Raw genomic sequence first — 19,362 nt, forward strand, 5'->3', positions numbered from 1 at the left:
AGCCATGTTGGAAACGCGCAGTCACGTTACACCCGTCGACCCCGTCTGGGATCGCATCACGACCGAAGCTCAATTGGCCGTTGAGAATGAGCCGTTGATGGGCGGGTTGGTGCACGCCTGTATTCTGCACCACCGCAGTCTAGATAGGGCATTGTCCTACCGGGTATCGGCCAAGCTGTGCTCGAATGAAATGTCCATGATGGTATTACGAGAGATCGTGGACGAAGCTTATGCGGATGATCACTCGCTGATCGAGGCGGCCCGTGCCGACTTGATGGCTGTGTACGAGCGCGACCCGGCTTGCCATCGCCTGCTGCAGCCGATTCTGTACTTTAAGGGCTATCAGGCAATGCAAGCCTATCGCGTGGCGCATTGGCTATGGCAAAAGAAGCGCTACGATCTGGCGTATTTCTTCCAGATGCGTTCATCCGAGATTTTCGGGATTGATATCCACCCGGCCGCGAAAATAGGCAAAGGGATCATGATTGATCACGCCCATTCCATCGTAATCGGCGAAACTGCGGTTGTCGGTGACAATGTGTCGATGCTGCATTCCGTCACGCTTGGCGGGACCGGCAAGGAAGAAGAACAGCGCCATCCGAAAATTGGTGACGGTGTTCTGATCGGTGCAGGTGCCAAGGTGCTCGGCAATATTGAGGTGGGTCATTGCAGCCGAATTGCTGCCGGATCGGTTGTCTTGCAGGCCGTGCCTGCGTGCAAAACCGTTGCGGGCATTCCTGCAAAGATTGTCGGCGAAGCAGGTTGTGATCAGCCTGCAATTTCAATGGACCACATGCTGGGCAAAGATCAGTAACTCACACTCAGTTCGGGCGGTTGTTCTTTTCGTTCAACCGCTTGAGCCGCTTTTCTTCCCGCCGTTTCTTTCGCTCTTCAATCCGCTTGCTGCGCTCGGCTTCCCATTTGGCAACCGCGCTTTTGGAATTGAACTTCGAGTTTTCACCTGGATAGCTGTTGGGCTTGGCATAGGCATCCGCAGGTGCAATTGAAGCCAGCATCAACAAAATCAAACCTGTCCGAGTAAGCCGTGTGAAGGTCATGGGGCACCTTTGCATCCGTGTCTGATTTGCAAACAACTTGACGCCCCGCGCGTGCCCAAACAACAGTTGGCCGGATCACGTTTCCTCACTTCCCGGCCAGACACGAAAAAGCCGCGCCAGAACGTGCGGGCGCGGCTGTTGCGGTTTCTCTTGGTGTTAGGCCAGCATGACCATGGGGTTCTCAAGGTTTTCGACAATGGCTTGCAGCAGTTCCGCGCCAAGCGCTCCGTCGATCACGCGGTGGTCCACGGACATCGTTACGGACATCACTGTTGCAACGGTCAGCTCTCCGTCATCGCCTACAACTGGTTTTTTGACGCCTGTACCCACTGCAAGAATGCCAGCGTGCGGCGGGTTCACGATGGCGTCGAAATTGTCGATGCCAAACATGCCCAGATTCGAGATTGCGAATGTGCCGCCCTGATATTCATGCGGTGCCAGTTTGCGTTCACGAGCGCGACCGGCAAGGTCTTTCATCTCGGTCGACAACGCGGACAGCGACTTGGTGTCGGCATCCTGTAGAACCGGGGTGAACAGACCGCCCTCGATAGCGACAGCCACGGCCACGTCCGAGGGTTTCAGTTGCAGCACCCGGTCACCGGCCCAGACCGCGTTGCAGGCCGGAACCTGCTGCAACGCGTTTGCGACAGCCTTGATGATGAAGTCGTTGACGCTCAGCTTCACGCCACGGCCTTCAAGCTGTTTGTTCAACTGGCTGCGGAACTTGAGCAGCGCATCCAGCTTAATATCGCGACGCAGGTAGAAATGCGGGATGGTCTGCTTGGCCTCGGACAGGCGCGCGGCAATGGTTTTGCGCATCCCGTCCAGCTTGATTTCTTCGTAATCGCGGGTTTCGTACATTTTTGCCACGGCATCCGCCGACGGGCCAGCCGGGGCTGCCGCTGCCGGAGCCGCTGCTGCAGGTGCAGGGGCCGGAGCAGGCGCGGTGGCTGTAGCGCCTTCCACATCTACTTTGACGATACGGCCATGCGGTCCCGAACCGGTGATCTGCGCCAGATCAAGACCCTTTTGCGCAGCGATACGACGGGCCAGCGGCGAGGCGAAGATACGACCACCGTCGGCTTTGGCCGGTGCTGCCGGAGCAGGGGCAGGTGCCTCGGACGCCCCAGAGGCGGCCTCGTTACCCGCGGCGGCTGCCGGAGCAGCCGCGGGGGCTGCGGTATCTGACGCGCTGATGTCGTCAGCACTTTCGCCATCTTCCAGCAGAACTGCGATGGCGGTGTTGACCTTGACTCCTTCGGTGCCCTCGGGGATCAGGATCTTGCCGATGGTGCCTTCGTCAACGGCCTCAAACTCCATCGTGGCCTTGTCGGTTTCGATCTCGGCCAGCAGGTCGCCGCTTGATACGGTGTCGCCCTCTTTGACCAGCCATTTGGCAAGGGTGCCTTCCTCCATTGTGGGGGAAAGGGCGGGCATCAGAATTTCTGTGGGCATCTGTGTCGCTCCTTACCGGTAGGTCACTTGTTTGACGGCTGCGATCACCTCATCGGTGGTGATCAGTGCCAGTTTTTCGAGGTTCGCTGCATAAGGCATCGGAACGTCCTTGCCGGTGCAGTTGATGACCGGAGCATCCAGATAGTCGAACGCCTCTTGCATCACCACCGAACTGATATAGCTGCCGACCGAGCCTTGCGGCCAGCCTTCTTCGACTGTCACCAGACGGTTGGTTTTCATCACCGAGTTAATGATCGCGCCGGTGTCCATCGGGCGGATAGTGCGCAGGTCGATCACCTCGGCGCTGATACCTTCCTCGGCCAGCTTGTCAGCGGCTTCCAGCGCGTATTGCATGCCGATGCCAAAGCTCACGATGGTCACGTCCGAGCCTTCGCGCCAGATGCGCGCCTTGCCCAGCGGGATGGTCAGATCATCCACTTGCGGGACATCGAAAGAGCGTCCGTAAAGGATCTCGTTTTCAAGGAAGATCACCGGGTTGGGGTCGCGGATCGCCGATTTCAGCAACCCTTTTGCATCAGCAGCCGAGTAAGGCATGACCACTTTCAGACCGGGGATCTGCATGTACCAGGCGGCATAGTCCTGAGAATGCTGTGCGGCCACGCGGGCGGCAGCACCGTTGGGCCCCCGGAACACGATGGGGCAACCCATTTGACCGCCGGACATATAAAGCGTTTTGGCAGCAGAGTTGATGATTTGGTCAATCGCCTGCATGGCGAAGTTAAAGGTCATGAACTCGACAATCGGCTTCAACCCACCAAAGGCCGAACCAACTGCGATCCCGGCAAAACCGTGTTCGGTGATGGGCGTGTCGATCACACGCTTGCTGCCGAATTCGTCCAGCAGGCCTTGGCTGATCTTGTATGCCCCCTGATATTCGGCGACCTCTTCGCCCATCAGGTAGACGTCTTCATCGCCGCGCATTTCTTCGGCCATCGCGTCGCGCAGGGCTTCGCGAACGGTTTCGGATTTCATCTCCGCGTCCGCAGGCCAGTCCGGGGATAGATCGACCACCGGTGCAGCAGGGGCAGCGGCAGGAGCGGGGGCCTCAACCGCCGCAGGGGCGGCCTCAGCCACCGCTGCGGCTGCGGGCGCAGCCGTGGGCAGGGCAGAGGCGTCCTCGCCTTCTTCCACGAGGACCGCGATAGGTGTGTTCACCTTGACCCCTTCGGTACCTTCCGCGATCAGAATTTTGCCGACGATGCCTTCGTCAACGGCCTCGAACTCCATCGTGGCCTTGTCGGTTTCAATCTCGGCCATGATATCGCCCGAGGATACGGTGTCGCCTTCTTTGACCAGCCACTTGGCCAGCGTGCCCTCTTCCATCGTGGGCGAAAGGGCGGGCATGAGAATTTCGGTTGCCATGTCTCAGTTTCCTTCCGGGGCCGGGGTAATCATCCCGACGATGTTTCCTTGTCCATCTTCCACATAGGCGCAGCGGCCTATGCCAGGATAATCGGTTGGCGGCAGCGCTTCGGCGCCGCCATTTGCCAATGCCCACGCATAGCGTTCGTCGCAATCACCGACCTCAAAGGTCATGGTGCCGCCGCGCACCGGGCTACCGGCAGCGGGCGCTTCGCCATGGCGCTGCATCAGGCCACCAGTCAGCCCTAGGCTGCCGCCGATCTGGTCGCCACTGATCAGATGATAGCTGACTTCTTCGCCGCCGGGCATTGGTGTGAACGCCCAGTCGAATAGGCCGGTATAGAACGCTTTGGCCTGTTCGACGTCACTGACGTGAATTTCGAAATGCGGCATCTGTCAGGCCTCGGCGTAGATATCTGTCCAGAGCTCTTCCACAGAAGGCTCGGGGCTTTCTTTCGAGAATTCGGCAGCCTGATTGACGATCTCTTTGATCTCTTTGTCGATCGCCTTCAGGTCGTCCTCGGTCGCGTGTTTGCCGGTCAGCAGCAATTCGCGCACATGCTCAATTGGATCGCTTTGCTCGCGGACCTTCTGAACCTCTTCGCGGGTGCGATACTTGGCCGGGTCGGACATCGAGTGGCCGCGATAGCGATAGGTTTTGACCTCGAGGATGTAGGGCCCCTTACCAGCGCGACAGTGGGCGACGGCTTTCTCACCGGCCTCTTTGACGGCCAGAACGTCCATGCCATTGACAATTTCACCGGGGATACCGAAGGCCTCACCTCGGTGGTAGATGTCTTTGGTCGAGGTCGAGCGCGCCTGAGAGGTCCCCATAGCGTATTGATTGTTTTCGATCACGAATACGACGGGCAATTCCCACAGGGCGGCCATGTTGAATGTCTCGTAAACCTGACCCTGGTTGGCCGCACCATCACCGAAATAAGTAAAGGTGACTCCACCGTTTTCCTTGTACTTGTCGGCAAAGGCCAGACCTGCGCCCAACGGAACCTGCGCGCCAACGATGCCGTGCCCACCATAGAAGTGCTTCTCTTTAGAGAACATGTGCATCGAGCCGCCCTTGCCCTTGGACAGGCCGCCAATACGTCCGGTCAGTTCGGCCATCACACCGCCCGGATCCATGCCGCAGGCCAGCATGTGACCGTGGTCGCGGTAAGAAGTAATCCGCTTGTCGCCGTCCTTGGCTGCGGCCTCGAGGCCCACAACAACGGCTTCCTGGCCAATATACAGGTGACAGAATCCACCAATAAGACCCATGCCATAAAGTTGACCGGCCTTTTCTTCGAATCGGCGGATCAGCAGCATCTCTCGGTAGTAGGTGGTCAGTTCTTCCGACGAAACGTTTGGTTTCTTTGCGGTTTTTCGCGCAGCCATTGTGGCGATCTCCCCCTCTCGGCAAGATAGTTTAGCGTTAAACTATCTCATAAAGCATTTGCCGCTTTCTGGCGAGGGTAAATGTGACGCAGCGTCCGATCTTGCGAAAATCGGGTTGCGGCTTGCTAAAAAACGATCGATTCAGTGGAGGATCAACGGATGACAACCTCATCTGAGCGGATCATTCCCAGCACAGAGCGTGCTTGCTGGTCCAACAAATCCAAGTCCAGATAAGTATCCGACAAACGGCGGGTCAGGTTCTCCATCTCTGCAATTTCAGCCTCGAGCTTGTCGAGGTCGCGCGACAGAGCGTCCCGTTCCGCTGCAATCTCGACCCGTCGGAACAGGCCATAGTCACCTTGCACGGCGGCAAAGGTGAAATAAACACCCAGCATAAACGCCACCATAAAGAATGCGACTGCGCCCAAACCGGGCCGATTGGAACGGGACACTCTGTTTACCGCCGTATGAAGTCTGCCTCAATAACGGGTCCTTTTTGGACCTCTGAAAGCACTATGTCACAGGTGATTCGGGTTGTGAATCCCCTGATTCTACAAAAACGCGCGGGCTAGTGGATTTATTGCTCTAGCGCGGCAACACCGGGTAGGGTTTTGCCTTCCATCCATTCCAGGAACGCGCCGCCTGCAGTCGAGATGTACGAGAAATCCTTGGCTGCACCCGACGCATTCAAAGCCGCGACCGTGTCACCCCCACCCGCGACTGAGACCAATTGCCCGGACCGCGTCAGTGCCGCGGCTTTCAGCGCGGCCGCGTTGGTTGCGGTATCGAAAGGCTCAATCTCGAACGCGCCCAGCGGCCCGTTCCAGATCAGGGTATGGCTTTGTCCGAAGATGTCTGAAATCGCTGCCACGCTGTCGGGGCCTGCGTCAAGGATCATTCCGTCATCCGTACATTGATCGGCGGGCAGAACCTGATGAGGGGCACCTGCTTCGAACTTTTCGGCCACGACGATGTCGGTGGGCAGGACGATGGTACAGCCCGAGGTTTCGGCCTTGGTCATGATCTCGGCTGCGGTGTCTTTCATCGCTGTTTCCGCCAGCGATTTGCCCACGTTCAGACCCTTGGCCACCAGAAACGTGTTGGCCATGCCGCCACCGATAACCAGGTAGTCCACCTTGTCGATCAGATTGCCCAGCAGTTCCAGCTTGGTCGAGACCTTGGCCCCGCCCACAACGGCTGTCACAGGGCGTTTGGGCGCGCCCAAAGCGCCCTCAAGCGCCTCAAGCTCGGCCTGCATCAGCCGACCAGCGCAGGCAGGCAGCATGCGGGCAATAGCCTCGGTCGAGCTGTGAGCGCGGTGCGCGGCGGAAAATGCGTCGTTGCAATATACATCTCCCAGACGCGCCATACCGGCAGCCAGATCAGCGTCATTCTTGGTTTCCGCTGCGTGAAAGCGGGTGTTTTCCAAAAGCAGCACCTGACCGGGTTGCAACTGTTCGGCGGCCAGTTCCGCCTCGCAGCCGACGCAATCGGCGGCGAATAGGACAGTCGAGCCAAAAGCGGTCTCAAGCGTCGGGACCAGTTGATTCAGCGACAGTTTCTCGCGGCGTTCACCGCCGGGGCGTCCAAAATGCGCCAGCAGGATCGGTTTGCCGCCCGCCGCAAGGATGTCGCGTACCGTGGGCACGATGCGCTGGATGCGGGTCGCGTCGGTCACAACGCCGTCAACAACTGGTACGTTGATGTCCACGCGTACCAGCACACGCTTGCCGTTCAGGTCCATATCATCCAGCGTTTTCCAGCCCATCGTTTCATCCTTGTCGTTACAACCGCTTTAGGCGGTTCTTTTCCTGCATTTTGCCCTCAGGTCAATGCGTCACTTGGCATTCATGCGTCCGCGTCATAGGTATTTGCGCAAGATAAACGACAGGAGGGCCTCATGGCCGAGATCAAGGATCCCGAAAACACCATCATCATCGAACTGAAAGACGGCAATGTCGTCATCGAGCTGCTGCCCGATGTGGCCCCCCAGCACTCGGCCCGGATGAAAGAACTGGCCCGTGGTGGTGAGTATGACAACGTGGCATTCCACCGTGTGATCGACGGTTTCATGGCGCAGACAGGCGACGTGCAGCACGGCGATATGGAAAACGGATTCAACATCCGCATGGCCGGTACAGGTGGGTCGTCGCTGCCGAATGTTCCGGCAGAATTTTCGAAACTGCCCCACGATCGCGGCACATTGGGCGCGGCCCGTTCGCAGAACCCAGACTCGGCCAACTCGCAGTTCTTCATCAACTTCAAGGACAATCACTTCCTGAACGGCCAGTACACCGTCTATGGCCGCGTTATCGACGGGATGGAGCACGTGGACGCCATCGTCCGGGGTGAGCCGCCGATGAGTCCCGACCGTATGATCAGCGTTAAGGTGGCAGCCGATGTATAAGCTGGCAGCCGCATTTGCTTTGCTGGCCAGCCCCGCGTTGGCCACTGGGTTGCAGATCGAGATCGAGGGCGAGGGGGCTAATGGCACCGTAACCGTTGATTTGTTTGACGATCTGGCTCCGAAGCACGTTGAACAGATCAGCACCCTTGCCGCCGAAGGCAAGTATGACGGTGTGGTCTTTCACCGCGTGATCGATGGCTTCATGGCACAGACCGGCGACGTGGAACATGGCCGTCTGGGCAGCGATCTGCGTCGTGCTGGCACCGGTGGGTCGGACCGGCCTGACCTGCCTGCCGAGTTCTCGGACTTCAATTACGACCGCGGTGTCGTGGGCATGGCACGGGCGCAAGACCCCAACAGTGCCAATTCGCAGTTCTTCATCATGTTTGCGCCCGGTCCGTTTCTGAACGGCCAATATACCGTTGTCGGACAGGTAACCGACGGGATGGACATTGTCGACGCGATCAAGCGTGGCGAAGGCCCCAACGGAGCAGTCATCGGACAGCCCGACGTGATGAAAAAAGTTACTGTAACCGAGTAACAAAAAAGGCCCCGACGCAGATTGCGTCGGGGCCTTTTTGTTAGACGGGGCTTAGTCGTCGCCCATGGCTTTCCAGATCACGGCCCCAATCGCACCGCCGATCAGCGGGGCCACCCAGAATAACCAGAGTTGTGAAAGGGCCGGGCCGTCGGCAAACAGCGCAACACCGGTTGAGCGCGCCGGGTTTACGGATGTATTCGTCACCGGGATCGAAATCAGGTGGATCAGCGTCAGGCCCAACCCGATGGCGATGGGGCCGAAACCAGCCGGAGCACCCTCAGACGTCGCGCCCAGAATGATTACGATGAAAAACGCCGTCAGTACGATCTCGATGATCAAGGCGGACATCATCGAATACCCTTCGGGGGACGCTTCGCCATAGCCGTTGCTGGCAAAGCTTCCGACCCCAGTGAATTCGGGTGCGCCGCTTACGATCAGGTACAGGACGACCGCTGCGGCAATTGCGCCGACGACCTGGGCGATCCAATAGGGAATAAGGTCTTTTGCCGGGAACCTTCCACCGATCATCAGGCCAAGACTGACGGCAGGATTGAAGTGCCCGCCCGAAATATGGCCCACCGCGTATGCCATTGTCAGAACGGTTAAGCCAAAAGCGAAAGATACACCCAGCCAGCCGATGCCGACATCGGCGACGCCTGCCGCTAAGACGGCGCTGCCGCAGCCGCCCAGTACCAGCCAGAACGTGCCGAAGAATTCGGCCATGAGTTTTGATGACATGAAAAGCCCTCCGAAAAACAATGGGTTCAGTGTAATTCAAAAAACCTGTTTTGTGAAATTTTTACGGAACCCGGTTCCGCCAAGGCAGGTTAATTCCAGGTTACGGGATCCAGCCGGAACAGCTTGGCCAACTGCTCGTAAATGCCGGGCGCCTCGGACTTCAAGGCGCGGGGCCGTTCAAAAAAGACCTCGACCGATACCGCAAAGAACTCTTCGTGCCCGACGGCGCCATATGGGTCGATGGCCGTGTGCCGCCCTTTTTCTACGGATTGAACATGGGCGTCGTAAGCCGCCAGAAATGCTCGTTCCCACTCGGCGAAGGTCTGGCCTTCGCTGAGGATTGGAACGCCGTTGGTTCCGCCCGACAGATCGTCGATCTGATGTGCGAATTCGTGCAGGACTACGTTTTGTCCATCATGATCATCTAATGCGCCTTGCCTGCTGTGAGACCACGACAGAATGACCGGCCCCCGGTCCCAGCTTTCCCCGGTGCGGATGATTTCCTTTTCGCTGACCACATAGCCGTCGTGCCTGCGTTGCCGGGACTTGAAGGCGTTGGGGTAGATCAGGATCGTGGTGAGGTGATCGTACCAGAGCGTGTTGTTGATAATCAGGAGACATGCCTGCGCGGCGATGGCCAGACGCATTTCTTCCGTGACCTCAAGACCGTCACAACCAAAAAACCGGACCTGATTCAGAAACAGGTTCACCTTGCCGTCGAGGCCTACGCGCAGGTCAGGCGGCAAACGGCGCACCAAGGGAACCTGGGCTTCGATTATGGCGCGCTGTTCAGGGGTAAGTGGGGTGGACAGCAGGGCCTTACGCTCCTGTGTTCTGGCCCAATGGCGATAGGTAAAAAAGCCTGCGATCAACAGAACTAAGGCAAAGAAAATCCACATTTCACAAGCTTATACAGGCGGGTTGCGTCTTGGAACCTGAAAGTGCGCCGTGGTCCAAGGCAAAAAGAAACGCCGCAGGTTTCCCTGCGGCGTTGAATTTTCAATTCGGGCGAAGCAGGTGTTACTGCTTGACCTCAGCCGCCGGATTTGCGCCGCCCTTGGCACTGCGGCCAGGGTTCAGCGGGTCGTCCTGACGCTGGACCGAACCTTCGAAATGCGCGCCGCTTTCGATGGCGATGGTCTTGTGGATGATGTCGCCTTCGACACGTGCGGTCGAGGTTAGGCGTACTTTCAGACCACGCACACGGCCAACGATGCGACCATTGATTACCACGTCATCTGCGGTGACTTCGCCCTTGATGGTCGCGGTTTCGCCGATCGTCAGAAGATGCGCGCGAATGTCGCCTTCGACAGTTCCTTCAACCTGGATATCGCCCGAGGTTTTCAGGTTGCCGGTGATGTGCAAATCCGAAGACAGAACCGACGCCGGAGGCTTGGGCTTGGGCGCGGTGCTCGCCTTGTTTTCTGACGGTGCAGGGGCAGCCGGTGTTGCTGGTGCGGCGGGTTTTGCCGCTTCTGGTGCATTCGAACCGGGCTCGTTGATTTTGCTCTTAGAAAACATTTCTCGCAGCCTTGATGTAAGTCATTGGGTTAACAGGTTTTCCGTTCACGCGTACTTCATAGTGCAGATGCGTGCCGGTCGACCGTCCGGTGCTACCCATATCAGCAATATGATCCCCGCGCGAGACCCTTTGACCAACCTTTACCTTGATCTTGGTATTATGGGCGTAAAGTGTCTCAATTCCGAAGGCATGCTTGATTTTTACCAGCCGTCCAAACCCGGATTGCCAGCCTGCATGGGTGACCACTCCGTCAGCGGTCGCAAATATATCCGTTCCATGTGCACCTGCAAAATCAGCACCGTTATGCATGCGGCGACCTCCGGTCTTGGGGTCGCGGCGTGTCCCGTAGCCACTGGTGAAGCGGACAACCGCGTTTACCGGGCTTGCAAACGGCGCTTTTTCTGCAGCAATGCGATAGAGGTTCAGCTGATCCATCTGCTGCAGCAGGGTATTCGCGCGGATTTCGTCGGGGGTCAGTTCCTCACCGCGCGTGCTGAAGGATATGGGGGTTAGGGGGCCACCCATGCCACTGTACCCACGCCGCACTTCTTCGATGATACGGTCGGTGGGCATTCCTGCTTTGCGGAACATCTTGTCGAGCGGCTCGACAGAGACGACCATTGCCTCTTCTAGCTGACGGAAAATTTCGTCGCTGCGTTCCTGCATTAGCTGGATTTCCAGTTCCAGCTCGTCGCGCTGATCCAGCGCATCCTTGGCATCGGCCGCGATCTGATCACGTTCCATCGCGGTCCTGACCAATGCCTCGGTCATGAAGTTCATTTGGGCAGGGTTAGTGGCATATGCCATCTGCACCTCGCCCGAACCTGCCTCTTGGTTCATCTTGGCCAGCTCTGTGCGGGCTTCTTCGCGCTGCTTCATTGTCGCGCGCAAGGTCGTCTGGATCACTTCGATCCCGGTCTCAAGCTCGCGGCGGCGGTTTTCCGAGGCCAGCAGCTCGGACTGCATGGCGGAAATCTGTTCGAGCGCCGCGTTGAACCGGTCTTGCGCCATCAACGCTTCTTGCGCGCGGACGTCCCGTTCGGCCGAAAGAACATTCAGCCGTTCCTGATAGGTGGCCTGATCTCGCTTCGCCTGTTCGCGGAAGTTGCCGGATCCGATGCTGTCCATCAGCAAGATCGCGGTCGCGACAGCGGTCCAGCCAACAATCACCGCAACGCCAGCAACAGCAGCGATCTGCGTTTCCGAACTAAGCCGGATGAACCGTGTGTCGTTGTCGGATTTCAGAAAAACCCTGCGTTCCGGAAAATGCCGTTCAAGCAGCGAGTGTAGTTTGATTGCCAGACGTGTTCGCACGCGTCTTCCCTCTTCATCCCCAAGATCGGGATCGGTCGTGAGTGATAGCCGTCCCTTGGCCGAAGTGCATAGAGGGAGCTCAGGTTTTGGGCAAGTTTGTTAACCAGTTTACCCAACAAAGTAGGTTTTTCCCGCCAATTCTCGGCGGGAAATTGCCGATAACGTCAACTTGAGCACGTTTAATGGTCGTGTCCGGGCTGAGGCAGGTCTTCAGTCAAAGGCCAGTAGAAATCTGGCGGCAACCCCGCTTCGGCGCGTTTTTCCTCGTTGAAAGGGGGCTTCAGGACGCCGTGGAAATACCGCCGGACCAATTCGTGAAACACATCCTTTGGGTCGGCATTCTCACGCCCACATAGGAAATGAAACCACTTTGATCCATAGGCCACGTGCCCGACTTCTTCGGCGTAAATCACCTCGAGTGCGGCGATGGCGTTCTCAGCCTTCGCCTTGCGGAAGATGTCAATCATTCCGGGGGTTACATCCAGCCCGCGGGCTTCCAGCACCATCGGAACCACAGCCAGCCGTCCCATCAAATCCTCGACCGTATCTTCGGCCGCGCGCCACATTCCCGAATGGGCGGGCAGGGCACCGTAATAGCTGCCCATCTGCTCAAGGCAGTCGCAAACCATCTCGAAATGACGTGACTCTTCTTCTGCGCATTTCACCCAGTCGTCGTAGAAACCGATTGGCATCGGCACATGTCCGAACCGGGCGATGATGTCCCAGTGCAGATCAACGGCGTTCAGTTCGATATGAGCCACGGCGTGCAGCAGGGCAATCCGCCCGGCCTCGGTTCCTGGTCGGCGTTTTGGAACATCGCGGGGCGACAGCAATTCAGGCTTTTCTGGCCGCGACGGGTAAAGCGGTGGGGTCGCTGTCCCAATCTCAATCTCAGGTGCATCACCCTTGCGCGACGCGAACCATTCAGCGGCATAGCGTTTGGAAAGGGCGGTTTTTGCGCGCCCTTCTGCAGTGGTCAGGACTTCGGTCGCCATCTGGGTCAGTGTTTTCGACACCGGGTTTCTCCGCTTTTGCGTTTGCGCGGGTCTTAGACTGGATGGCGGTTGCAGAAAAGAGGGTCAGAGCGCGCGAGCAGCCTCAAGTACCTCATCCACGTGACCGGGAACTTTGACCTTGCGCCAGACGCGGGCGATCTTGCCGTCGGCGTCGATCAGAAAGGTCGAGCGTTCGATCCCCATCGATTTGCGCCCGTACATGTTCTTTTCCACCCAGACGCCAAAGTCCTCGCAAACGGTTGACCCCTCGTCAGACAGTAGCGGGGTGGTCAGGTTGTGCTTGGCTACAAACTTGTCGTGCTTGGCAATGGTGTCCCGCGAAATGCCGAAAACTTGAGCGCCCGCCTCGGCAAAGGCTTGAAGTTGTTCCGAGAAACCGATGGATTCCTTGGTGCAGCCCGGCGTATCATCGCGGGGATAGAAGAAAAGAACGACGGCACCGCCGCGCAGGTCTGACAACGTGACCTCGCCACCGCCGTCGCGGGGCAACGTGAAATCAGGGGCGGTGTCTGTAACGTCGGGCATTGGAAACTCCGTTAAAGGTTTTTAAGTGCTGCCCGTCATCATAGGGCGGCGCGAGCGGGTTGAAAGGCGTGGATAGAAAATTGGTGCAGCACGAAGACAAAAGTGCAGACCATCCGGGCAAACCCCGGCGCGGTCGGTCGCGTCGTCGTACTGCCTTTCGCTGGACGATGTGGTTCGCTCTTTCGCTTGCTGCTATGGCTTTTGCAGTGTGGTTCTTTCTGATTGGTCAGCAACTGCACGCCCCGAACTGGATGCGGGTTCAGGCTGAAAAGCGGCTTGATCAAACGCTGGGCGGGCTGAAAATCCGCTTCGGGGATGCCACCTTTTTTGTAAATGAGCAGTGGCGCCCCCGGCTTCGCCTGACGGATGTGACCATTAGCGATGCCGCCGGACAGCAGATCGCTCAAGTGTCGGACTTGCGCACACGCCTGTCGATGCGGGGGCTTTTGCGGGGGCAAATCCGGCCAAGGCGCATAGTCTTGCAAGATGCCCAGATCGCCCTGACGCGCGGCGAAGATGGCGCGCTATCGCTGACGGTCGGCACCGGCAGCTCGCCTGTACAGCAGGCACCCACACTGGCTGAACTGATCGAAGAATCCGACGATGTATTTCTTTCTCCGATCCTGTCGGGCCTTAGATCGGTTGAGTTGCAGAACCTGACGTTGGACTATCAGGATTTGCGCCTGGGCCGTGCCTGGGTGTTCGACGGAGGGCATATTTCGATTGCGCGCAGCGGGGACGAAATGCGCCTTGCCACCGGGTTTTCGGTTTTGACCGGCCGGGATTATGCCAGCTCGATCGAGGCCAATTATTCCAGCGTTTTGGGCACGCCCGAGGCAAGTTTCGGCATTTCCATCACCGATCTGCCCGCCGAGGATATCGCAGGACAAAGCCTTGCGCTGGCGTGGTTGCAAGAGCTTGACGCGCCGATTTCCGGCGCCCTTCGCGGCAGCGTCGACGATCAGGCCGCATTGGGCCCCCTGTTCGCGACACTGAATATTGCCGCAGGTGTCATCCAGCCGACGCCCGAGACACAACCCATTCGATTTGACTCTGCGCGGACCTATTTCACCTATGATCCCGCTGCTCAGGTGCTGGATTTCAACGAAGTCTCGATCGTTTCCGATCTGGGGGCGGTTCAGGCCAGCGGCTCGGCTTATCTGCAGGGGATTGACGACGGGACATTGGAAAGCCTGACGGCGCAACTGGATCTGAACAAAATTGATATCTATCCCGGTGGTCTTTTCCCCGAGTCACTTGAATCCGCACGGGCAAATCTTGATTTCCAACTGAAGCTGGCACCGTTCGAGGTGCGATTGGGGCAACTGACGCTGGTCGACGCAGACCACACTTTGCGTGCTTCGGGTAATTTGATCGGCCGCCCGGATGGATGGGTGGCGGCGCTGGATGCGCATCTGGATACAATGACTGCCGACCGGTTGCTGAATTACTGGCCTGAAATTCTGGCCCCGAAACCACGGCTCTGGGTGTCTGAAAACCTGTATGAAGGCCAATTTAGGAACGTCGAGTTTGCATTGCGACTGCAACCGGGGCGCAAGCCGGACATTTACTTGGGGCTTGGGTTCGAAAACGCCAAAATCCGCTACGCCAAGACCTTACCCCCCATTCAGGACGCGCAGGGTCGGGTCAGCTTGCTTGACGATCGGTTTACCGCATCTGCCGAAAGCGGGGTGGTGATCGCCGATGCTGGCGGGGCGGTCGATGCTTCGGGCACGTCGTTCATCATTCCCGATACAACAATCAAGGGTCCGTCACCGGCCATTGCCCGGATAAAAGCGCGGGGTTCAGCGACTGCGGCGCTGTCGCTGCTTGATCGTAAGCCTCTGGAGTTGTTGACGAAAGCCGGGCTGCCTGTGGATCTGGCTCAGGGTGAGGTCAACCTGTCGGGTACTTTGGCGTTGCCTATGAAGAAAGGTTTGAAATTCGAAGAAACAGAGTTCCACTTCACCGGCGAAATCGACAACGTTGCAAGCGACCGGTTGGTGCCGGGATTCTCGGTCAGTTCAGACCGCCTGAATGTACAGGGCGATCAGAATTCGGTCGAGATTGGCGGGTATGGTCTGTTTGGTGATGTTCCGGTTGACGTGACATGGCGCCAACCCATCGGTGGTTCAGGCCCACAACGCAGCGAGGTTACCGGTGAAATCGAACTGTCGCCCCGTCTGATGACCGAGCTGAAAGCCGGATTACCGCAGGGTATGCTGACGGGGCAGGGAACCGCACAGGTCTCTATCGGCATCGGAGCAGGCGATCCAATAAAGCTGGCAGCGACCTCTGATCTGGTTGGTGTTGCCTTGGCCATACCCGAACTTGGCTGGCGCAAAGGCAGACAGACCACCGGAACATTGAACGTCGACGCCACGCTGGGCGATCAGTTGCGTGTGGATGAGCTAAAGCTGGATGCGGCGGGTTTGCGTACCACGGCTTCGATCTCGTTTCGCGAAGGGGGGGATTTTAACAAGGTTCAGTTCAGCTCTTTCGATCTGGGCAACTGGCTGGCCGTCCCTGCCGAGCTGGTGAATCGTGGGTCGTCCTTGCCGGATATCCGCGTGCTGGGCGGTGTCATGAATTTGGGTGGTGCCACTTTCGGCGAAGGTAGCAGCGGTGGTGGAGGCGGCGGGCGCGGGCCTGCACTGGACGTCGTGCTGGACCGCTTGCAGGTCACAGAATCGGTCGCGCTGACGGGATTCAACGGATCATTCCAGACGTCGGGCGGCATCACTGGCGCATTCACCGCCGGCGTGAACGGAGGCGCGTCGGTTCGCGGGCAGGTCACCCCACGCGGTGGGCGCAGCGCCGTGGAATTAAAGTCGTCCGATGCCGGTGAGGTGCTGCGATCGGCAGGGGTCATCACTCAGGCACGTGGCGGCTCGCTCGATATGAGCCTCGAGCCCGTTGGCGCGCCCGGGAACTATGACGTTAACCTAAAGATCGTGAATACGCGGATCACGGATGCCCCTGCGATGGCCGCCTTGCTGAACGCGATCAGCCTTGTTGGTTTGTTGGATGAAATGGCGGGGCAGGGTATCTTTTTCTCGACCATTGAAAGCCGGATGCGCATTACGCCGACCGAGGTCAAAGTCCTCAGCGGAAGCGCGGTTGGCCCGTCCATGGGGCTGTCTTTTGATGGGACGATAGATACGGTCGCGGGAATGCTGAATCTGCGGGGTGCGATTTCGCCGATATATCTGGTCAACGCGATCGGCAGCGTTTTCACCAAAAAGGGTGAGGGCGTTATTGGCTTCAATTATAATCTAACGGGCCCACTGACTTCGCCCAAAGTGTCTGTGAACCCCTTGTCGGGCCTTGCGCCGTTGTTCTTGCGCAACCTCTTGCGCGCCCCGGCTCCCACTGTGACCGACGGCCCAAATTCCCTGCCTGTAAAGCCTGATGAGCCGAAAAAGACCTTTGGCTCCCCTCCGAAGGATCATTGATCTGGGCTGTTGCTGAATCCGGTCTGGCCTTGTATGGCGCGCGCATGAAACTCAGCGATTTCGATTTCCACCTGCCCGAAGATCTGATTGCCACGCGCCCGGCAACGCCGCGTTCGTCGGCGCGATTGCTTGTGGTCGATGGCGACGCAATCTCGGACGCGCATGTGTTTGATCTACCCGATTGGTTGCAGCCCGGGGATCGCCTTGTCCTTAACGATACGCGTGTGATCCCGGCGCGCCTGAACGGACGGCGGCACCGTGACAGCGCACAGGGCCCCGTTTCAGCGGCGATCGAAGCAACCCTGCTAGACCCGAAAGCCGATGGAACCTGGGCCGCGCTGATCAAACCGCTGAAGAAGGTGAAGCTGCACGAAGAGATCAGGTTCTCGGACCAACTCAGCGCCACTTTGGAGCGGGTAGATGACGGGCAGGCGTTTCTGCGGTTCAACCTGACCGGAGAGGATTTTGACGCCGCGCTGGAACATGCCGGTGCGATGCCCTTGCCGCCCTATATTGCGGCCAAGCGTCCGGCGGACGATCAAGACAAGACAGATTACCAGACAATCTGGGCCCGAAATTCGGGTGCGGTGGCTGCACCGACCGCGTCGCTGCATTTCGACGACGCGCTTATGCGCGCGTTGGACGAGCGCGGTGTGCAAATCACTCATGTCACACTGCATGTCGGTGCCGGGACCTTTCTGCCGGTGAAAGTCGAAGACGTGACTACGCATAAAATGCACGCTGAATGGGGCAGGGTCAGCGCGCAGGCTGCCCACGAAATCCATAAGACCAAGGCCGCTGGCGGACGGGTCATACCAGTTGGAACCACTGCGCTGCGCCTGATCGAAAGCGCCGCGCGCTCTGGCCGGATCGAACCGTGGGAAGGCGAGACAGACATATTCATCTATCCCGGCTTCCAATTTCACGTCACCGACGCGCTGATGACCAACTTTCACTTGCCGAAATCCACGCTTCTTATGCTGGTGTCGGCCTTGATGGGGCAGACTCGCATGAGCGATGTCTACGCCCACGCAATCGACCAGAAATATCGGTTCTTTTCCTACGGAGATGCGTCGCTTTTGATACCGTGACCGCCGCGTTGTCGGGATCGCATTACGGTTATGTCGTAGACAAGCATGCCCAGAGCCGTTTTTCATATCAAAATGAATCCGTAATTCAGACCGATTTTTCGCGGAGGTCCCAATGATCCAGGTCCTGTCCAGCGCATGGGCGCTTCTTCTTGGCGTGGGCCTGCTTATGGTCGGCAACGGTTTGCAAGGCACGATCCTTGGTGTTCGCGGCGAGATTGAGGGGTTCTCGACTCTCGAGATGTCCTTTGTGATGTCGGCGTATTTCGTGGGTTTCCTCGGCGGATCGCGCTTGGCGCCTGAGATGATCCGGCGCGTGGGGCACGTCCGTGTCTTTGCGGCGCTGGCTTCGTTCATTTCGGCCGTGATGATCATGTATCCGATGCTGACCGAGCCTGTGGCTTGGATCCTGGGCCGTGTCGTTATCGGGTTTTGCTTTTCCGGCGTGTACGTTACGGCCGAAAGTTGGCTGAACAATGCCGCCAGCAACGAAAACAGGGGGCAGGCGCTTTCGCTGTATATGATCGTCCAGATGACCGGGATCATTACGGCGCAAGGCTTGATGCTGGTCGGAGACCCCGCGGGCTATGAGACTTTCGTGATCGCGTCGATTCTGGTTTCGATTTCCTTCGGGCCGATCCTGTTGTCAATTTCACCTACACCAGCCTTTGACACGACCAAGCCGATGACCCTGCGCGAATTGATGGGTAAGTCACCGCTCGGCTGTGTCGGCATGTTCCTGTTGGGCGGCGTGTTCTCGGCTCAGTTCGGTATGGCGTCGGTGTATGGTGCACGGGCTGGGCTGACGTTGGTTGAAATCTCGACCTTTATCGCCGCGTTCTACGTCGGGGCCGTCGTCTTGCAGTATCCGCTTGGCTGGTTTTCCGACCGCATGGATCGCCGGTTTCTTATCATGCTGGTCGCCATCGCCGGGGCCGGAGGGTCGATTGCCGGCATGTTGTTCGGAACGACATTTCCGATCCTGCTGATTGCCGCTTTCGTGATCGGTGGGATGTCGAATCCGCTCTATTCCCTGTTGATTGCGCATGCCAATGACTTCCTCGAGCATGAGGATATGGCGGCCGCTTCTGGCGGTCTGGTTTTTATCAACGGGTTGGGTGCGATTGCCGGGCCGCTGATCACCGGTTGGTTAATGGGCGACGCCGTGTTTGGCCCTCAGGGGTTTTTCCTGTTCATTGCGATGTTGCTGGTCATAACCGCAGGGTACGCAATGTATCGCATGACTCAACGCGCCGCGATCCCGGTCGACGAAACGGGTACGATGTCTCCGCTTTACCCCACAGCCTCACCCGTTGCGTTCGAAGTAGCGCAGGAAGTGGCCATCGAGGCGGCGGAAGCCGAGCAGGACACGCAAGATATTGCCTAAGACACGGATTTATGTCGCAAGTGTTGCAATATGTTACTGTAACAAACCTGTAAAACGTCCTTAAATGACGTTACGTCCCTG

The 19,362-nt window shown here is 58.1% G+C and carries 19 protein-coding genes; 6 read left to right on the forward strand and 13 right to left on the reverse strand.

Features of this window, described 5'->3' with window-relative positions:
* Positions 1 to 4: 4 nt before the first annotated feature.
* Entirely contained in the window at positions 5 to 814 is an 810-nt protein-coding gene (cysE, locus tag GOX75_RS08700) for a serine O-acetyltransferase (protein ID WP_171122181.1), read from the forward strand.
* Positions 815 to 821: 7 nt separating this feature from the next.
* Here cysE and GOX75_RS08705 read toward each other — a convergent pair whose 3' ends face one another.
* The 7 genes from GOX75_RS08705 to pgk form a co-directional block, all read right to left on the reverse strand.
* Entirely contained in the window at positions 822 to 1,058 is a 237-nt protein-coding gene (locus tag GOX75_RS08705; RefSeq protein ID WP_171122182.1) for a hypothetical protein, read from the reverse strand.
* A 156-nt stretch (positions 1,059 to 1,214) separates the two neighbouring features.
* Positions 1,215 to 2,513, reverse strand: coding sequence for a pyruvate dehydrogenase complex dihydrolipoamide acetyltransferase (locus tag GOX75_RS08710; protein WP_171122183.1), 1,299 nt, complete (start codon positions 2,511 to 2,513; stop codon positions 1,215 to 1,217).
* A gap of 12 nt (positions 2,514 to 2,525) precedes the next feature.
* The gene (locus tag GOX75_RS08715) at positions 2,526 to 3,896 is read right to left on the reverse strand and encodes a pyruvate dehydrogenase complex E1 component subunit beta (RefSeq protein ID WP_171122184.1); all 1,371 of its coding nucleotides are present in this window, start codon (positions 3,894 to 3,896) and stop codon (positions 2,526 to 2,528) included.
* A 3-nt stretch (positions 3,897 to 3,899) separates the two neighbouring features.
* The gene (locus GOX75_RS08720; RefSeq protein ID WP_171122185.1) at positions 3,900 to 4,289 is read right to left on the reverse strand and encodes a VOC family protein; all 390 of its coding nucleotides are present in this window, start codon (positions 4,287 to 4,289) and stop codon (positions 3,900 to 3,902) included.
* A gap of 3 nt (positions 4,290 to 4,292) precedes the next feature.
* A complete protein-coding gene (gene pdhA, locus GOX75_RS08725) occupies positions 4,293 to 5,288 on the reverse strand; it encodes a pyruvate dehydrogenase (acetyl-transferring) E1 component subunit alpha (protein WP_171122186.1) in 996 nt (331 codons plus the stop codon).
* 152 nt (positions 5,289 to 5,440) lie between these two features.
* On the reverse strand, positions 5,441 to 5,740 hold the full coding sequence (locus GOX75_RS08730) for a septum formation initiator family protein (RefSeq protein WP_171122187.1): 300 nt from the start codon (positions 5,738 to 5,740) through the stop codon (positions 5,441 to 5,443).
* 125 nt (positions 5,741 to 5,865) lie between these two features.
* Positions 5,866 to 7,056 (reverse strand): phosphoglycerate kinase, encoded by a 1,191-nt coding sequence (gene pgk, locus GOX75_RS08735; RefSeq protein WP_171122188.1) that lies wholly within the window; start codon positions 7,054 to 7,056, stop codon positions 5,866 to 5,868.
* Positions 7,057 to 7,188: 132 nt separating this feature from the next.
* Between pgk and GOX75_RS08740 the strand changes: the two genes are divergently transcribed.
* Positions 7,189 to 7,695: a peptidylprolyl isomerase gene (locus GOX75_RS08740; RefSeq protein WP_171122189.1), complete on the forward strand. Its 507-nt coding sequence runs from the start codon at positions 7,189 to 7,191 to the stop codon at positions 7,693 to 7,695.
* Positions 7,688 to 8,236, forward strand: a complete 549-nt coding sequence (locus GOX75_RS08745; protein ID WP_171122190.1) for a peptidylprolyl isomerase — start codon at positions 7,688 to 7,690, stop codon at positions 8,234 to 8,236. Before GOX75_RS08740 ends, GOX75_RS08745 begins: the two co-directional genes overlap by 8 nt.
* Before the next feature lie 51 nt (positions 8,237 to 8,287).
* Here the strand turns inward: GOX75_RS08745 and aqpZ are convergent, their stop codons facing one another.
* From aqpZ to GOX75_RS08775, 6 genes are all read right to left on the reverse strand, one after another.
* Positions 8,288 to 8,974: an aquaporin Z gene (gene aqpZ / locus GOX75_RS08750; RefSeq protein ID WP_171122191.1), complete on the reverse strand. Its 687-nt coding sequence runs from the start codon at positions 8,972 to 8,974 to the stop codon at positions 8,288 to 8,290.
* Positions 8,975 to 9,063: 89 nt separating this feature from the next.
* Positions 9,064 to 9,873: a zinc-dependent peptidase gene (locus tag GOX75_RS08755; RefSeq protein WP_171122192.1), complete on the reverse strand. Its 810-nt coding sequence runs from the start codon at positions 9,871 to 9,873 to the stop codon at positions 9,064 to 9,066.
* Positions 9,874 to 9,994: 121 nt separating this feature from the next.
* Positions 9,995 to 10,495, reverse strand: coding sequence for a polymer-forming cytoskeletal protein (locus tag GOX75_RS08760; protein WP_171122193.1), 501 nt, complete (start codon positions 10,493 to 10,495; stop codon positions 9,995 to 9,997).
* Positions 10,485 to 11,810, reverse strand: a complete 1,326-nt coding sequence (locus tag GOX75_RS08765) for a DUF5930 domain-containing protein (protein WP_171122194.1) — start codon at positions 11,808 to 11,810, stop codon at positions 10,485 to 10,487. Before GOX75_RS08765 ends, GOX75_RS08760 begins: the two co-directional genes overlap by 11 nt.
* Before the next feature lie 179 nt (positions 11,811 to 11,989).
* The gene (locus GOX75_RS08770) at positions 11,990 to 12,826 is read right to left on the reverse strand and encodes a ferritin-like domain-containing protein (protein ID WP_371808145.1); all 837 of its coding nucleotides are present in this window, start codon (positions 12,824 to 12,826) and stop codon (positions 11,990 to 11,992) included.
* A 63-nt stretch (positions 12,827 to 12,889) separates the two neighbouring features.
* Entirely contained in the window at positions 12,890 to 13,351 is a 462-nt protein-coding gene (locus GOX75_RS08775) for a peroxiredoxin (RefSeq protein WP_171122195.1), read from the reverse strand.
* A gap of 68 nt (positions 13,352 to 13,419) precedes the next feature.
* Here GOX75_RS08775 and GOX75_RS08780 point away from each other — a divergent pair, with 68 nt between their 5' ends.
* The 3 genes from GOX75_RS08780 to GOX75_RS08790 all read left to right on the forward strand — a co-directional run bounded on the left by GOX75_RS08780 (position 13,420) and on the right by GOX75_RS08790 (position 19,281).
* Positions 13,420 to 16,806, forward strand: coding sequence for a DUF3971 domain-containing protein (locus GOX75_RS08780; RefSeq protein WP_371808146.1), 3,387 nt, complete (start codon positions 13,420 to 13,422; stop codon positions 16,804 to 16,806).
* 44 nt (positions 16,807 to 16,850) lie between these two features.
* Positions 16,851 to 17,897 carry a tRNA preQ1(34) S-adenosylmethionine ribosyltransferase-isomerase QueA gene (gene queA, locus GOX75_RS08785; protein ID WP_171122363.1) on the forward strand — a complete coding sequence of 349 codons (1,047 nt, stop codon included), beginning with the start codon at positions 16,851 to 16,853 and terminating at the stop codon, positions 17,895 to 17,897.
* 112 nt (positions 17,898 to 18,009) lie between these two features.
* Complete coding sequence (locus GOX75_RS08790; protein ID WP_171122197.1) at positions 18,010 to 19,281, forward strand: MFS transporter; 1,272 nt, start codon at positions 18,010 to 18,012, stop codon at positions 19,279 to 19,281.
* Positions 19,282 to 19,362 lie beyond the last annotated feature (81 nt).

The organism is Ruegeria sp. HKCCD7251 (assembly GCF_013031165.1).
Taxonomy (GTDB): domain Bacteria; phylum Pseudomonadota; class Alphaproteobacteria; order Rhodobacterales; family Rhodobacteraceae; genus Ruegeria.

Coding starts and splice junctions, on each gene's coding strand:
- cysE (WP_171122181.1), top strand. CDS start 5: ATGTTGGAAACGCGCAGTCACGTTACACCCGTCGACCCCGTCTGGGAT.
- GOX75_RS08705 (WP_171122182.1), bottom strand. CDS start 1,058: ATGACCTTCACACGGCTTACTCGGACAGGTTTGATTTTGTTGATGCTG.
- GOX75_RS08710 (WP_171122183.1), bottom strand. CDS start 2,513: ATGCCCACAGAAATTCTGATGCCCGCCCTTTCCCCCACAATGGAGGAA.
- GOX75_RS08715 (WP_171122184.1), bottom strand. CDS start 3,896: ATGGCAACCGAAATTCTCATGCCCGCCCTTTCGCCCACGATGGAAGAG.
- GOX75_RS08720 (WP_171122185.1), bottom strand. CDS start 4,289: ATGCCGCATTTCGAAATTCACGTCAGTGACGTCGAACAGGCCAAAGCG.
- pdhA (WP_171122186.1), bottom strand. CDS start 5,288: ATGGCTGCGCGAAAAACCGCAAAGAAACCAAACGTTTCGTCGGAAGAA.
- pgk (WP_171122188.1), bottom strand. CDS start 7,056: ATGGGCTGGAAAACGCTGGATGATATGGACCTGAACGGCAAGCGTGTG.
- GOX75_RS08740 (WP_171122189.1), top strand. CDS start 7,189: ATGGCCGAGATCAAGGATCCCGAAAACACCATCATCATCGAACTGAAA.
- GOX75_RS08745 (WP_171122190.1), top strand. CDS start 7,688: ATGTATAAGCTGGCAGCCGCATTTGCTTTGCTGGCCAGCCCCGCGTTG.
- aqpZ (WP_171122191.1), bottom strand. CDS start 8,974: ATGTCATCAAAACTCATGGCCGAATTCTTCGGCACGTTCTGGCTGGTA.
- GOX75_RS08755 (WP_171122192.1), bottom strand. CDS start 9,873: ATGTGGATTTTCTTTGCCTTAGTTCTGTTGATCGCAGGCTTTTTTACC.
- GOX75_RS08760 (WP_171122193.1), bottom strand. CDS start 10,495: ATGTTTTCTAAGAGCAAAATCAACGAGCCCGGTTCGAATGCACCAGAA.
- GOX75_RS08775 (WP_171122195.1), bottom strand. CDS start 13,351: ATGCCCGACGTTACAGACACCGCCCCTGATTTCACGTTGCCCCGCGAC.
- queA (WP_171122363.1), top strand. CDS start 16,851: ATGAAACTCAGCGATTTCGATTTCCACCTGCCCGAAGATCTGATTGCC.
- GOX75_RS08790 (WP_171122197.1), top strand. CDS start 18,010: ATGATCCAGGTCCTGTCCAGCGCATGGGCGCTTCTTCTTGGCGTGGGC.